General features: G+C 60.7%; 15 protein-coding genes. 4 read left to right on the forward strand and 11 right to left on the reverse strand.

Annotation, left to right across the window (positions count from 1 at the left end):
* A partial coding sequence (locus JQ617_RS37885) for a DUF5801 repeats-in-toxin domain-containing protein (protein WP_249157843.1) occupies nt 1–2,758 on the reverse strand: 2,758 nt, incomplete at its 3' end.
* A gap of 240 nt (nt 2,759–2,998) precedes the next feature.
* On the opposite strand from JQ617_RS37885, the gene JQ617_RS37890 reads away from it, so the two are divergent.
* A complete protein-coding gene (locus JQ617_RS37890; protein WP_249157844.1) occupies nt 2,999–3,427 on the forward strand; it encodes a hypothetical protein in 429 nt (142 codons plus the stop codon).
* 55 nt (nt 3,428–3,482) lie between these two features.
* Here the strand turns inward: JQ617_RS37890 and JQ617_RS37895 are convergent, their stop codons facing one another.
* Complete coding sequence (locus JQ617_RS37895) at nt 3,483–3,857, reverse strand: hypothetical protein (protein WP_212030804.1); 375 nt, start codon at nt 3,855–3,857, stop codon at nt 3,483–3,485.
* Nucleotides 3,858–3,968: 111 nt separating this feature from the next.
* On the reverse strand, nt 3,969–4,478 hold the full coding sequence (locus tag JQ617_RS37900) for a hypothetical protein (protein WP_212030805.1): 510 nt from the start codon (nt 4,476–4,478) through the stop codon (nt 3,969–3,971).
* Nucleotides 4,479–5,191: 713 nt separating this feature from the next.
* Between JQ617_RS37900 and JQ617_RS37905 the strand changes: the two genes are divergently transcribed.
* The gene (locus JQ617_RS37905) at nt 5,192–5,566 is read left to right on the forward strand and encodes a hypothetical protein (protein WP_249157845.1); all 375 of its coding nucleotides are present in this window, start codon (nt 5,192–5,194) and stop codon (nt 5,564–5,566) included.
* Between the two features lie 25 nt (nt 5,567–5,591).
* Here JQ617_RS37905 and JQ617_RS37910 read toward each other — a convergent pair whose 3' ends face one another.
* Nucleotides 5,592–5,999: a hypothetical protein gene (locus JQ617_RS37910; RefSeq protein ID WP_249157846.1), complete on the reverse strand. Its 408-nt coding sequence runs from the start codon at nt 5,997–5,999 to the stop codon at nt 5,592–5,594.
* On the opposite strand from JQ617_RS37910, the gene JQ617_RS40140 reads away from it, so the two are divergent.
* Entirely contained in the window at nt 5,974–7,140 is a 1,167-nt protein-coding gene (locus tag JQ617_RS40140; protein ID WP_249157847.1) for a hypothetical protein, read from the forward strand. The two genes, JQ617_RS37910 and JQ617_RS40140, sit on opposite strands and share 26 nt — an antisense overlap.
* Before the next feature lie 13 nt (nt 7,141–7,153).
* Here JQ617_RS40140 and JQ617_RS37920 read toward each other — a convergent pair whose 3' ends face one another.
* On the reverse strand, nt 7,154–7,369 hold the full coding sequence (locus JQ617_RS37920) for a hypothetical protein (protein ID WP_212030806.1): 216 nt from the start codon (nt 7,367–7,369) through the stop codon (nt 7,154–7,156).
* Nucleotides 7,370–7,569: 200 nt separating this feature from the next.
* Here JQ617_RS37920 and JQ617_RS37925 point away from each other — a divergent pair, with 200 nt between their 5' ends.
* Nucleotides 7,570–7,923, forward strand: coding sequence for a hypothetical protein (locus tag JQ617_RS37925; RefSeq protein WP_212030807.1), 354 nt, complete (start codon nt 7,570–7,572; stop codon nt 7,921–7,923).
* Between the two features lie 102 nt (nt 7,924–8,025).
* Here JQ617_RS37925 and JQ617_RS37930 read toward each other — a convergent pair whose 3' ends face one another.
* From JQ617_RS37930 to JQ617_RS37955, 6 genes are all read right to left on the reverse strand, one after another.
* On the reverse strand, nt 8,026–8,322 hold the full coding sequence (locus JQ617_RS37930) for a hypothetical protein (protein ID WP_212030808.1): 297 nt from the start codon (nt 8,320–8,322) through the stop codon (nt 8,026–8,028).
* A gap of 247 nt (nt 8,323–8,569) precedes the next feature.
* Complete coding sequence (locus JQ617_RS37935) at nt 8,570–8,812, reverse strand: PilZ domain-containing protein (protein ID WP_212030809.1); 243 nt, start codon at nt 8,810–8,812, stop codon at nt 8,570–8,572.
* Between the two features lie 7 nt (nt 8,813–8,819).
* Nucleotides 8,820–9,119: a PilZ domain-containing protein gene (locus tag JQ617_RS37940; RefSeq protein ID WP_212030810.1), complete on the reverse strand. Its 300-nt coding sequence runs from the start codon at nt 9,117–9,119 to the stop codon at nt 8,820–8,822.
* A gap of 728 nt (nt 9,120–9,847) precedes the next feature.
* Complete coding sequence (locus JQ617_RS37945; RefSeq protein ID WP_212030811.1) at nt 9,848–10,840, reverse strand: hypothetical protein; 993 nt, start codon at nt 10,838–10,840, stop codon at nt 9,848–9,850.
* 266 nt (nt 10,841–11,106) lie between these two features.
* A complete protein-coding gene (locus tag JQ617_RS37950; RefSeq protein ID WP_212030812.1) occupies nt 11,107–11,694 on the reverse strand; it encodes a hypothetical protein in 588 nt (195 codons plus the stop codon).
* A 96-nt stretch (nt 11,695–11,790) separates the two neighbouring features.
* A complete protein-coding gene (locus JQ617_RS37955) occupies nt 11,791–12,327 on the reverse strand; it encodes a tetratricopeptide repeat protein (protein ID WP_212030813.1) in 537 nt (178 codons plus the stop codon).
* Nucleotides 12,328–12,408: the final 81 nt, after the last annotated feature.

The raw sequence follows: 12,408 nt of genomic DNA on the forward strand, positions 1-12,408 counted from the left end.
GCACGTCGTTGCCGACGAACAGCGTCTGCGCCTCGTCGTCCAGAACCGTTGCCGCCGTCACCGTGCCGGCATTCGGCCCATCGTCCAGGAATGTCACCTGCTTGCCGAGGTCGATGCTCGTGCTCGCCGAGTCACCGTCATTGTCGGTGATCGTGCCCGTCAGCGTCACCACGCCGTCGGCGAGGCTGATGCCTTCACTGGTGTCCGGATCGGTGCCGTCGGCTTCCTTCACCGCACGGTTGTCCGTGAACGTCACATTGCCGTCGCTGTCGACCGCCAGCGTGAACACCAAGAGGTTGCTCGACGCGGTATGGCCTTCCACCGTCGTGCCGTTCATCGTCAACACGACATCTTCACCGGTCTGCGCATCCACCAGGCCGCTCGGCTTGGAGGTGTCGATCGACAGCGCGTAGCTGATCGGATGCTGCGAATCCGGCACGCCGTCCGCGCCCGAGATCGCATTGAACGCGCCGCTGAACGACGCTGTCGCCGTGTTGTTGCCGTTGTGGATCGAGCCGTCGATGCCGTTGGTCGAAGCCGTCAGGTTGCTCTCGTCCACCGACAGCGACGGGGCCTCGCCGCCCGCCGAAATGCTCGGCCCATCGTCCAGGAATGTCACCTGCTTGCCGAGATCGATGCTCGTGCTCGCCGAGTCACCGTCATTGTCAGTGATCGTTGCCGTCAGCGTCACCACGCCGCTGGCCAGGCTGATGCTTTCGTTGGTGTCCGGATCCGTGCCGTCGGCTTCCTTCACCGAGCGGTTATCCGTGAACGTCACATTGCCGTCGCTGTCGACCTCCAGCGTGAACACCAAGAGGTTGCTCGACGCGGTATGGCCTTCCACCGTCGTGCCGTTCATCGACAGCACGACATCTTCACCGGTCTGCGCATCCACCAGGCCGCTCGGCTTGGAGGTATCAATCGACAGGGCATAGCTGATCGGATGCTGCGGATCTGCAACACCGTCCGCACCGGTCTCCGCCAGGAAAATGCTGCCGAACGACGCGGTCGCCGTGTTGTTGCCGTTGTGGATCGAACCGTCGACGCCGTTGGTCGTAGCCGTCAAGTTGCTTTCGTCGACGATCAAGCTCGGAAGCGTCCGCTCCTCGCCCTCCAGAACGATCTGGATAGACGGACCGTCGTCCAGGAACGTCACCTGCCTGCCGATGTCGATGCCCGTGGTCGCCGTGTCACCGTCATTGTCGGTGATCGTCGCCGTCAGCGTCACCGCGCCGTCGGAGAGGCTGATGCCTTCGTTGGTATCCGGATTGGTGCCGTCGGCTTCCTTCACGGAGCGATCGACCGTGAACGTCACGAAGCCACTGCTGTCGACCGACAGCGTGAACACCAGCAGGTTGCTCGCCGCGGTGTGACCTTCCACCGTCGTGCCGTTCATCAGCAGCACGACAGCTTCGCCGGTCTGCGCATCCACCAGGCCGCTCGTCCCGGAGGCACCGATCGACAGCGCATAGCTGATCGGATGTTCCGAATCGGCCACGCCGTCCGCACCCGAGTTCGCCTGGAAGATGCCGCCGAACCACCCGGTGGCCGAGTTGATGCCGTTGTGGATCGAACCGTCGATGCCGTTGGTGACGGCCGTGAGGTTGCTCTCGTCGACGACGAGGTTCGTAAGTACCTGCCCCTCACTTTCGCCATCCAGGACGACGTGGATCGACGGACCATCGTCCTGCAATGTCAGATGCGGGCCAACGTCGACGCTCGCGCTCGTGCTCTGGTTGCTGTTGTCCGTCACCGTGGCGGTCAACGAGATCAGACCGGCAGGCACATGTATGCCTTCGCTGATATCGCCATCCTCGCCCGAGCCTTGATGCACCGAGCGCAGATCCGTCAGCGTCAGCTTGCCGCTGGAATCCACGGACAACGTGAAATCCTGCGGGCCGCTGGCCGCCGTCGCCGCGTCCTTGCCTTCGCGGCCGACCACGACACCGTTCTCCAGGAACAGGAACACGTGATTCCCGGTCTGAGAATCGATCAGGCCGGTGTCCACGCCCGACGCACTGATCGACAGCGCGAAGGTCAGCGACTGCTGGCCGCCCGGCACATTGAGTGTGACCGGCAAAATACCCGAAATCACCGTGCTCAACGCGTCAGGCGTGGAGCCGTCAATTCCATTCGTGGCGGAGGTCAGGAAGCTCTCATCGAGGACCAGCTCGGGCAGCGTGCCCAGCGAGATCGTCGGAGCCGGCGGGGTCGTCGGCTGCTGAACAAAGCCGGTCGGGGGGGTCGTCTGGAATGTCGGCAGGTCCTCATTGGGAGCCAACGTGTTCGTGCCGACCGGCGGCAGCGGATCGACCGTGAACGGGCTGAAGTTCGCGCCGCTCGCCTGCGCATTGTTCTGCCCCAGCGAGTCGCCGGCGGCGGGAAGAACGGCCGAAGCTGCCGAGGGATCGTTGATGATCGGGAACGCGCTGGCGAACTCGGCGACGGAGAGATCGCGACCTGGCGCGACCTGGATGGAGAGATTGCCGAGTTGATCGTGCCGGGAGTCGAAGAAGGGCTCGACAGTCACCGTCGAGTGATTGTCGAAAAGAATGATCAGCTTTTCGCCGACATGAACGAGCGTAATCTTCTCGTTCGCAATAGCCGAAAAGTCGACTTGAACCTTCTGGTCATAACCGAGGTTTAAAACGACTGCCTGATCTGCAAATGGCTTGGTGAGCTTGAAGATGCGCGGCGGCGAGGCGTTGTTCGAATTTCCGGCACCAGTAGCCTGGGCAATCCGAAATTGCTCATTCATGAAATCTCTCCGCCAAAAGAACGTGAATTGAAAAATTGCAGGAAATTTACGTCGAACTGTACCTTTAAGCTATTGTTAACCCCGACGACGGTCAAGAAAACTATTTGGTTAATCAATACTTTCGATCAGGATGTGGTAAAGGGGACCGCGCGGTCGCGATATGTCGCAAAACGGACCAGATGAACGTCGTTTTGACGCATGTCGCTCCAGGCCCAACAGGGCGGCAGCTGGAGCAAGGGGATGAGGAAATTACTGGTAACAGCCGTGCTGGCCGGATCTTTCGGATTGCATGCCGCCGCCGCTCAAAACCCGCCGGCGCCAGAGGCCCAGACGGTCGAACGCACGGTTAAGGCCCAGCCGAACAAGGACACCCAGATCGGGCTTTACATCAACGTCAGACCCGATTGCACCTCGGGGCCGCTGCCGACCATCCGATTGGCAACCTCCCCGACGTCGGGAAAGGTCGTCGTAAAGCCCGGTAAGGTGAAGGCGACTAACTACAAGGCCTGCCTGGCGCTGGAGGTGCCGGCTTACGTGGCCTTCTACAAATCGCCTCCAGACTTTGTCGGCGACGATACGTTGACCATCGAGGTGAAGTATCCCGGCGGACGGACCGAGATCCAGAAGATCACGGTCAACGTCACTGGAGCGGGCGGCCAGAAGATCTAGGGCACGATATCGTGGCGGGCTCGGCGCCAACATTCTGCGCCCGTGGTCGACCGGTTCAGTCCACCCGCGTGACCTCGCATTGGCTGCGTGAGTTCAGTCCGACCACGCCGATGTTGACGTTCTTGAACTGGTAACTCGCATGCGCCGGCACAGGCTGGTTGGCCCACACCAGAACCTTGGTGGCGCGCTCCCGGTCGTCATCCATCCAGCAAGTCAGTTCGACGCTGTCGATCTTCTTGTCGGTGCCGTTGGACAGCACGAAGCTGGCGATTCCGTAACTGTCAGATCGTCGCGTCGTTTGAAGTGAGTCGATCTTGACCAGCTCGCTCAGGCCTGGCTGCGCAGCGGGTGGTCCAGCGACCTGAGCCGCCGCGGCATCAATCAGGACGCACAGCGCCGCGCAGCAGACGATCCCGGTCAACAGCCTCATGGCACGCCTCATCCCCAACGCGGCGATATTTCCGCGTCTGTCGGGTCCGCGCAAGGGCCTGTCGTCATTGCGGCGCGAGAACCGCCGCGGCCATCCTACGGCGATGCCGCGTCAGTGAGAGAGCGTCTTTGCGCCCGCCCCCAGGTCTGCGCCTGCACCACAATCGCCGATCCGATGCGCCACGACCAGCTCGACCCGCGGCACCTGCCCTTCACTGAGCTCGTTCTGCTCCGTGTAGGATTCCTCGCTATGAACCGTGATCACCGTGCTGACGGGGCCCATGAAGTCGCAACGGTTCGCGAAAGTGTATTGATTGTTCTTCTTCTCGGGTCTCGCGGAGACACAGCTGCCGACCGAGGGAGACGCGAAGGTCGCCTTCATCGAGACGGTCGGATCCACACAGGCCGTCAATTCCCGCTCGAGCAAACGGTGCTTCGGCTTGCGATGAGCGACCATGTCGAGCGTCCGGACGAAGTGCCAAAGTCCCTTGCGGAAGGTCGGCCCCTGGAATTCATCAGCCTTGGCTGCAGTGGTGGTTGCGGTGATCAGAAGCGCCAGAGCGGCACAACGGACGAGAGAGGTCGCAAGGATTGAACGACGGCCTGTGGTCATGGTCTCCATACCTGCTCGCTTGCGCCCCAAGGAAAAGCCTGCACAGTCGAAAAGCACCGCCTCAGGTTCAGGCACCGTCGTAAAGCAAACATTAACAATGCGAGAGATCCGTTAAATTACGGAAAACCCGCTTGCCCGACCGGCTGTTTTCGAATCGCGCGTGACTACCCCTGCTCCCCGCGCGACTTCTTGTCACGCCATCGGACGGCCGGTCAACCACGCACCATTACGGAAGATCAGCTACCGGGTCAAAACGGCAATTCACGAACATTAATTCCGGCGACCGCGGCATTTCGGTAACAGTGAGCAGGCCCGATCGCAGGGAGGTCACAACAGCCAAATATGGCGGCCGCGCGCAGGCGGTATTTAAATAGAGCTGGGGGCTGGCGGCCAGCGAGCCCGGCGCGACCGCAAAAGCACGGAGGCGGAGGTGTAGGCGCTCGCGAAGCCCGGGATCAGCGTACGCGAAAGCTAAACCGGATTTATCCCGAGCTTTGCGCGACGACGCCGCCTCGCCTGGACGGGTGCCTCGCGAACAACATTGCTGACCGCAAACAACTTCTGAAAAGCGGAAAGCGGCAAATCCTCGGTCCTCACGCAGAGCGCCAGAATCCTGGTCCGCGAGCGGGTTCTGCGCACGTCGCAAAGCAAGCCGTGCAGATTGACCTTTGATGCCATTTTTGCTCTTTTAGTTGAATATTTTCTCGCTATTGGGGGCTGCGATGCGGAGCAGATTCAACGGACTTCTTTGGGCAGCGGCCTTTTTGAGTCTGGCAGTCGGTACGAGCCGAGCCAGCGCGGCCGATCTGGGCCTGATGACCTCGGGGCCCGCAGCGGTCGGAAGCTGCAGCGAACTGGTGTTTGTCTGCGAGAATGGCCGGCAATATCCGCTTTGCCCGATCGCGGTCTCGGTGGCCGGTGAGGTCGTCACGGCATCCCTGCACACCGGACGCCATGGCGGCGCGCATGTTCGGCTGGTTCCAATGGGCGTGGGGTACCGCTACGCCGGACGGGGCATTTGGCTCGACGGCTTCCGCGAGAATGCCCTGCTGAACTTCGGCAAGCACAGCCAAGTCGCCTGCACCCTCGCCCGCTAGGGCGAGGAAGCTGAGGCGAACTGAATCAGCCCTTGGTGCGCAGCACGGCTCCCTGCGACCGCGGATGCAGATAAGCCTTGGGCTGAACATAGACCGGGCAGTAATTATTCCATTGATACTGCTGCCAGTTCCATTTCCAGCAGCCGGCATCAATCTGCGGTTCGGGACCGAAGCCCAGGCGATATGGCTCGTCTCCGAACGGGTAAGGACCGCTGTAAGCGGCGCTTGAAACGAACATAACTGTCAGGGAGACGGCAGTTGCGGCCAGCAATTTTGGCATGTTGCCCTCGATCTTCACGCGCGAATGCGCGACAGTGCCAAAGCGGGAGTTTCCAATCAAGGCCCTCGTGGGCGAATAGTTGAGCGCGGGTTGCGCGCTCGTTTCGCCTGCCTTGGCGTCCTGCCTGATGATCGTGGTCGCCGTGCAAGCCAATCTCGCCATCCTAGCTGCACTTGCGAGTCGTCCGGACGGACGGATTGCGTTTGCCGAGCTCGAGCGGCAACTGCAGGCACATGACGAGAATGGCGAGATCCAGGGCCGGATAGAACAACAGGTATCGGCCGGAATCGAATTGATTGAGGCCGGTCTTGCCATCGTGGATGGCGACAGCCTGGAGATCACCGAGGCCGGCCGCTCGGTCATTGAGGCCCTGCCCCATCACTCGTCATCTCAGTCGAATTCGCTTGAGATCATTGATCACCTGATTGGCGCAGAGGTGCGCTCGAGGATGTTCAACCTTGATCTCCGCGAGGATACCGAGCCGGTCTTTTCTCAGGGCCGGAATGCTCCCAGGATAGACGGCGCCGACGGCGCACCGAGGCATGTGGGCCAACCGAGCTCGGCCGAGCCGGATGTGAACGCTGCTATTCCCGAACCGGCAATCCCGCCAGCCTTAGCGCCTCTACCATCGGCAACGGCCCTCCGCCTCACGCGAAGCGAGCGGGATCCCGCGCCAGACAATGGCGACTGGCGAGCTCGTACGTTCGACGCAATTTCCCGCCCGCTGCATCGCGTGGCTGTCCTGTGGCGGCGGCATCTTGAAGAAGATCTGCCGAAAGCGCGGACGGTCAGTAAGAGTGCAAGCGTCAATGGAATCGTGATTGCGCTCATCAGCCTCTTGGTCGTCATCATCTGCGCCGGCGCCGTGATTGCGCTGCGACAGATCAAGTCACTCCAGACGGAAATCTCCTCCTTGCAGCGAGAGCTGTCGCCGCTGAAGGAGCGGCTGTCGCGGTTCGATCAGGCAGAAAAAGCAAGGCAGGCCGAGGAGAAGGCGCGGGAAGACCGGAACAAGCGAACGGCAGACAATCCCCTGCAGCAAGTGCCTCTCGCTTTGTCGCGGGAGGAGGTTCAGCTCATTCGCGACTATATCAAACCCGCACCCGGCACCGGCCCTTCCACCGCAGCGCCGGCTGTTGGCGATCCGATTGGCAGCGCGACAATACCCTTCCCATCGCCGATCACCGAAAAAGTGCCCAAACTGCTCGGCGCGAGATTCGCGATCCGCAATGGAGCCATCCTCATCGTCCGAAGGGACAGCCGTCAGATCGACGCCGTACTCGGCCCGAACTGAGTGTTCCGGTTCATCAGAGCGCGAGCGAGTACGGAAATTGTCTCGTCAGATCGAGATCGAGGTAGCCGCTGCCGTCGATCCATTGATGCGGGCAATAGGCTAGCGTGGATGGATCGATAAGGAGACCGTCTCGAAGAATGGCCTCGCGCGTACCTATTCTCCCCGTCGCTATCCGCCCTTGTTGCGGATCGAAGCGCAACGCATCAAACACAGCGGTATCGTTTGTCACCCGAAGCCCCTGTAAAAATGACTATCTCGAAAGTAACGAAGACTAACGAACCGATTAACCGAGGCAAGTTTTATCGTTTTTGCAGATGCTAACTCACCGCCAAACGCAGCTTCCTATTCGCTACCGCTGTCGCGCGAGAGCGAGTAGGCTCAGCTGTCTATTCCTGTTTCTGACATCTGATTTGAGCGAGGAGGAACGCGATGCGAGGCACTACATACATCGTGGCGGCTGCCGCCCTTCTTGGGATCGGCGCCTTCGCGACGTCCGGATCGGCTCTGGCTGGCGGAACGCGGATGGGAACGGGCGGCCTTCCCACCGTCGAAAATGCGTGGGGGTTTGGCTACGGCCAGGGCCCGTCCTTTTATGGACAGTACGTTGCCGATGACGGCCACGCCTTCAGTTACGAGTATCCCGTTTTCGTGGGCCACGACGTACGAGCGATCGCCGTCGACCTCTCCAACTCGCGCTTTCGGCACCGACCGGTCGCCGGACCAGGAATCATCCACTATCGCGGCCAGTATCCCCGCCCTTACCGCATGAACCAATACTGGTGAGCCGATCGACCGAACCTCCTGCGCGGCGGCAACGCCGCGCAGGCCGAGAGCCAGTCACCCCTCGCCTGCTCGCGCGTCCCCTTCGGGACCATGCGGGCTCGCTTAGGATCCGGGCAGGCGCTTGCTGACGAGTTTCTTGATCGCGTCGTAAGCCTCGAGCAAGGGCGGCGTCAGCGAGAAGAAGACGCCAAGCGCGATCGCAATGACGAGATGCCGTAATGAAACGCTCTCGTCCCGGGTTTCAGTTGCGCGGGAGTTCATCCCGGCCATGGCAGGCGTGGCGTCGCCCGACCTGCCGCCGACGCTAGCCCTCCGTGGCTTGCGCGGAGGGATCATCACGACGACGAAGAGAACGTTAATCAGCAACCAGATGCTGACAATGATCAACAGCGTTCTCATTCGCAAAATCCAAAAATAGATACGCCGGAAATACTCTCGTTATCCGGACCAAAATGGGTCCATGACACCGTCACAGTTGTCCAAGCCAATCCCCGATGCAAGCCTAAATCTTGGTCGTTAAAGATTAAATGTGCCGATAAAAGCATGACCGGCGGGAGGTTTACCGACCACGGGCGCGCCGGATTTCGGCCTGAGCAGCCTTGTGGAACGCCAGGCGGCGTGGCGCCGCTTTGCCGGGATGGCGCCCCTAGTCCAGGAATTCGACGCCGATACGATTTCCGCTGGACCAGACGACCCGGCAATCCCTGACGATGCGATCCTTCTCCAGCATCAGCTTGATGCGGGGCCTGACATAGACCTTGTCAGTCATCTCGATGGCGGCGCCGAGGTCGGAGAGACTGACGACGCGGCATCGCAAGCTGGATCCGTCGCCAGCGATGTAGGCGACTTCGTCGACCGTTACGCGCTGCTGCCTGCGACGCTCCTCCATGACAAACTCAGCCCTTGCTCGATTTACCGGCGCGGAGGAAGTGAACTCCGATGTAATCGCCGTTGATCCAGGCCAGTTCGCAGCGGCGGAAAGCCGCTCCGGTCGTCGAGAGCAACAGGAAGAACTCCTTCAGCGCAAGCCCTTTGATCGAGCCTTCGACCTTGAGCTTCGCACCGGCTTCGGCCACGTCGGTCATCTGACATTGACGGCTCCAGGTCCCGTCGATGGCCACCATGTGCACATCGACGCCCCGCGAGAACTCGACACGTGCCGTTCCACGTTTTTCGGGCGCTAGTGAATCAGACATATTCAGGCCGAAATCTGGGTTTGAAAATTCAATCGAGTCGCCGCTCGCCGGCGGCCTGATAAACCAGGCCTGCCGGCGCGAGACGCTCCCACCAAATCACGCACCGCTCGGCCACCGGCCGAAGCACGCACAGCAATTGCGCGTTGCCTCGATCATGCAGGACAAAAATTCAAGAAGGGCTAATGAGCCTACCGGATTTCGGCAAATCGCAACCGATCTCCCGCCGCAACCGATCGAGGCGCAAACGCAGATTGAATGCGCACGACGGCCTCGCCTTCAGCTGATTTTACGATTCGTAACTCCGGTCTCCGTCATCGTAAATACGACTTAACTCGATTTACGATCCCGGTAGTCCTGCGGGTTTTCACGCCGGGTTCCATGATGCTACGGTTCCATCGCGAGCGACGGGACCCCTAGCCAGCCCCGGGTGGACCGGCGCCGCAAACGACCTTGGCCCGCCTCCATCGCTCTTTTTGCCGGAGGCGGGCTTCCTTTCTGTTTCCGCCTGCCAAACTGAAAGGGGCCGCTCAAAGAGCGGCCCCTTGCCGGTTGAAATGATTGTCCGTGATGAAATGCCAGCCCCGGCATCAGCAACCCTACCGGTACTGAAGTGCCATGTGGATTCCGTTCTACTACGGTGAGCCATACTGCCGTAATTCCCGCGCGGTTTCCTGCCCCAAAGGCCAAGAAAGGGGCCAAAATGCCCGGTCGGCCGAAAAAACAGGGTCTCAGCGCGCTGGCGCGGGAGCAGAAGCCGGCGCGGACGGTGCAGGCTTCGGCTTCACGGCACCCGGCTGGGAAGCGGCCTGCTGCGACGAGGCGGCCGGGGCGGGTTTCGGCGCGGCAGGAGCCGTTGTTGTCCGCGGCGGCGGCGGGACCCTTTTGGATACCGCATTCTGCTCCAGGCGGATCAGTTGCTCCCGGACAGCCCTGATTTGTTCGGCTGCGATCGCATTGTCGCGCTCGGTCAATTCCTGACTTGCCTTCACTTGATCGGAAAGTCGCGCGACCGCACGCGCCAATGGGTCCAGAGAGGCCTTGAGCTGCTCGCCGGAAGTTGCGCTATCGCGGACGGTCGTGTCCCGGAGGCGAAGCTGCTCGATATCCTTCCGCAAGGCGGCGATGTCGATCGACATCGACTGAAGCAATGGCTTCAAATCCGCAGGCAGCGCTGCGGGCGCGGCCAAGGCAGCAGAGGTCGGCTCGGAGCCAGGGGTCCCCGCCCCGTTGAGCGAGCCACGCCAAACAAGAACCGCAGCGCTGACAGCGGCTCCCAGCACGAATAAAGCAACGCTCCACAATACCCTTTTCCCGACGGAAACTCCGGTTTCCGCGCCGGTCGATCGAGGCACATGCTTGCTGGCTGTGTGAGTGTCCACCTGCGGAGCCGGGAGCTCGGGCGATGTCTTTGCGAACAGCTGCCTTCCCGAAGTTTTCGAACGGGCGAGATCGGCCTGTTCCGTCAGTGTCCGACGGATGGACTCGATGCTCTCGTTCCTCTCGGAGCCAACAGCTGCCAAACCGTGGGCATCCTGCCCGACGCTTCCGAAACTGCTTTCCGAACTTGCGGACCTGGATAAAACGCCGTGAGAACTGGGCTCGTCAGGCAAGGCGCCGTCCGTGGGGTCCTCGTCGAAGTAAGTCGTCGGCGCGGAAGTTTGGCGGAGTATACCCTCGATCGCCTCGCTTACGGTCTTGAGCTTGTCCGCATTCGTATCCACAACCGAAATCCCCATAATAAAACAGCAATAAACAATTTATCAGCCGTGCAAGATCGTCGCTATTGCAACCCTCTGTCAAGGTTGTGCAATGCACCAAGGGCATAGCGGGGCAGCGGTACGTTCATCAATTTCGCTATTAAAGGTCGAAACTGGTTAGATCCGCACGCGAGTGGCCCCAAAACAAGCCGAGCTCTTCTGCCGTTGGCGGTGTCCATGCAGGACAGATATCAGGCACGGACGACTGGCGGTCATTTCCGCCTTGGCTCCTAGGCCGGCAAATCGCTCGAACTCATGGCCTGACCGATCTGGACTTGGTCCTTGGACTGCCGCGTCCCGGACCGCCGGACCTTGGAGAGGCGCCTCACAAGATCTCTGATTTCGTTTCGAACAGTCAGGAGATACAGAACGTGCGTGACCGCGAACGACAAGAGGCAAGAGCCCAGAATGGCCGCGGTCATGTACAGGCCCACGCCTTTGGGGATCGCCATGGTCACGAGCGAGGCCTGCTTAACGGCGGGAACGCCCAACTGCCAGGCGAGGATCAGAAATCCCGCGTAACCCGCACTCAGATGCGTCGCCACTGTGAACGCGACCCTGGATTTGGCAGCGAGCCCGATGCAGGCGAGAGCAAAGATTGGAAGCGCCACGCCTAAGAACTGGAAGCCATCGATGGGAACGAAATAGCTTAACGAGGCGTGGCTCCGCTGAAAGATGCCGAACACCCTGAGATTGATGAACCAGAGAAGCTCCGAGGTCGGATTGTTTTGAAGCGCTCGGCTTGCCAATTCAGCGCAAAGGGTGGCGACAAAAAGCGCAAACGGTCCCACGAATTGCAGCTTAATCAGTCGGTTCATGCGCCAAGCCTTACGTTAAAAACGTTTAGCTTGACTTAACGGTTCCCGGGTTGGGTACGTTCCTGCCGGCCCGACAAGCGGCGGATCACATCGACCTTACGGCTGGTTGTTCGGCGGCCTTTCGATGAAACGGCGGCTGCCGTTCAGAAGCTCGAGGTTGTTGGCAATGACAGGATTGCCGGGATCCATCGAATAAGCCTGCTCGAACTTCTTGCGTGCGGCCCCGAGGTTGCCCCGCAGCATGTAGGAATAGCCCTGATCGTTCAGGATCTGGACCGTAACGCCGCCGAGCCGGATGGCCTGAGCGTAAGCCTGATCGGCAAGGTCGAAACGGCGCAGACGATCGTAACTGGCGGCGAGGCCAATCCACGCGGTGACGTCCTTCGGCGACTTCTCCACCGCGTCCCTGAAGTAACGTTGCGAGATTCCGTAATTGCCGCGGTTATATTGCTCGAGCCCCATCCGCACCGGTTGGTCCGAGGGGTAGTATTTCACGTCAGTCGGTTCTTGCACGGGATCACCTCCCGCCGGCTCGACGGGGGCGACGATCGCTGCATCTCGGAGCGTGGTCTCGCACCCGGCCAGCACTATCGCCAGACAGCAACCTGCCAGAATTAGGATGAGACGCCGCATAAACCTTTCCCCCGCCCCGGCCCCAGCGGACTCAGCGCACCGTTTGAAATAACGCCAATCAATTACGCCACATCAACACAA

The sequence above is a fragment of the Bradyrhizobium sp. KB893862 SZCCT0404 genome, assembly GCF_018130885.1.
In the GTDB taxonomy this organism is placed as follows: Bacteria; Pseudomonadota; Alphaproteobacteria; order Rhizobiales; family Xanthobacteraceae; genus Bradyrhizobium; species Bradyrhizobium stylosanthis.

Bases quoted from the DNA above. Each gene is read 5' to 3' on its own strand.
- JQ617_RS37890 (WP_249157844.1), top strand. From the start codon at position 2,999: ATGAGGAAATTACTGGTAACAGCCGTGCTGGCCGGATCTTTCGGATTG.
- JQ617_RS37895 (WP_212030804.1), bottom strand. From the start codon at position 3,857: ATGAGGCTGTTGACCGGGATCGTCTGCTGCGCGGCGCTGTGCGTCCTG.
- JQ617_RS37900 (WP_212030805.1), bottom strand. From the start codon at position 4,478: ATGGAGACCATGACCACAGGCCGTCGTTCAATCCTTGCGACCTCTCTC.
- JQ617_RS37905 (WP_249157845.1), top strand. From the start codon at position 5,192: ATGCGGAGCAGATTCAACGGACTTCTTTGGGCAGCGGCCTTTTTGAGT.
- JQ617_RS40140 (WP_249157847.1), top strand. From the start codon at position 5,974: ATGATCGTGGTCGCCGTGCAAGCCAATCTCGCCATCCTAGCTGCACTT.
- JQ617_RS37925 (WP_212030807.1), top strand. From the start codon at position 7,570: ATGCGAGGCACTACATACATCGTGGCGGCTGCCGCCCTTCTTGGGATC.
- JQ617_RS37930 (WP_212030808.1), bottom strand. From the start codon at position 8,322: ATGAGAACGCTGTTGATCATTGTCAGCATCTGGTTGCTGATTAACGTT.
- JQ617_RS37935 (WP_212030809.1), bottom strand. From the start codon at position 8,812: ATGGAGGAGCGTCGCAGGCAGCAGCGCGTAACGGTCGACGAAGTCGCC.
- JQ617_RS37940 (WP_212030810.1), bottom strand. From the start codon at position 9,119: ATGTCTGATTCACTAGCGCCCGAAAAACGTGGAACGGCACGTGTCGAG.
- JQ617_RS37950 (WP_212030812.1), bottom strand. From the start codon at position 11,694: ATGAACCGACTGATTAAGCTGCAATTCGTGGGACCGTTTGCGCTTTTT.
- JQ617_RS37955 (WP_212030813.1), bottom strand. From the start codon at position 12,327: ATGCGGCGTCTCATCCTAATTCTGGCAGGTTGCTGTCTGGCGATAGTG.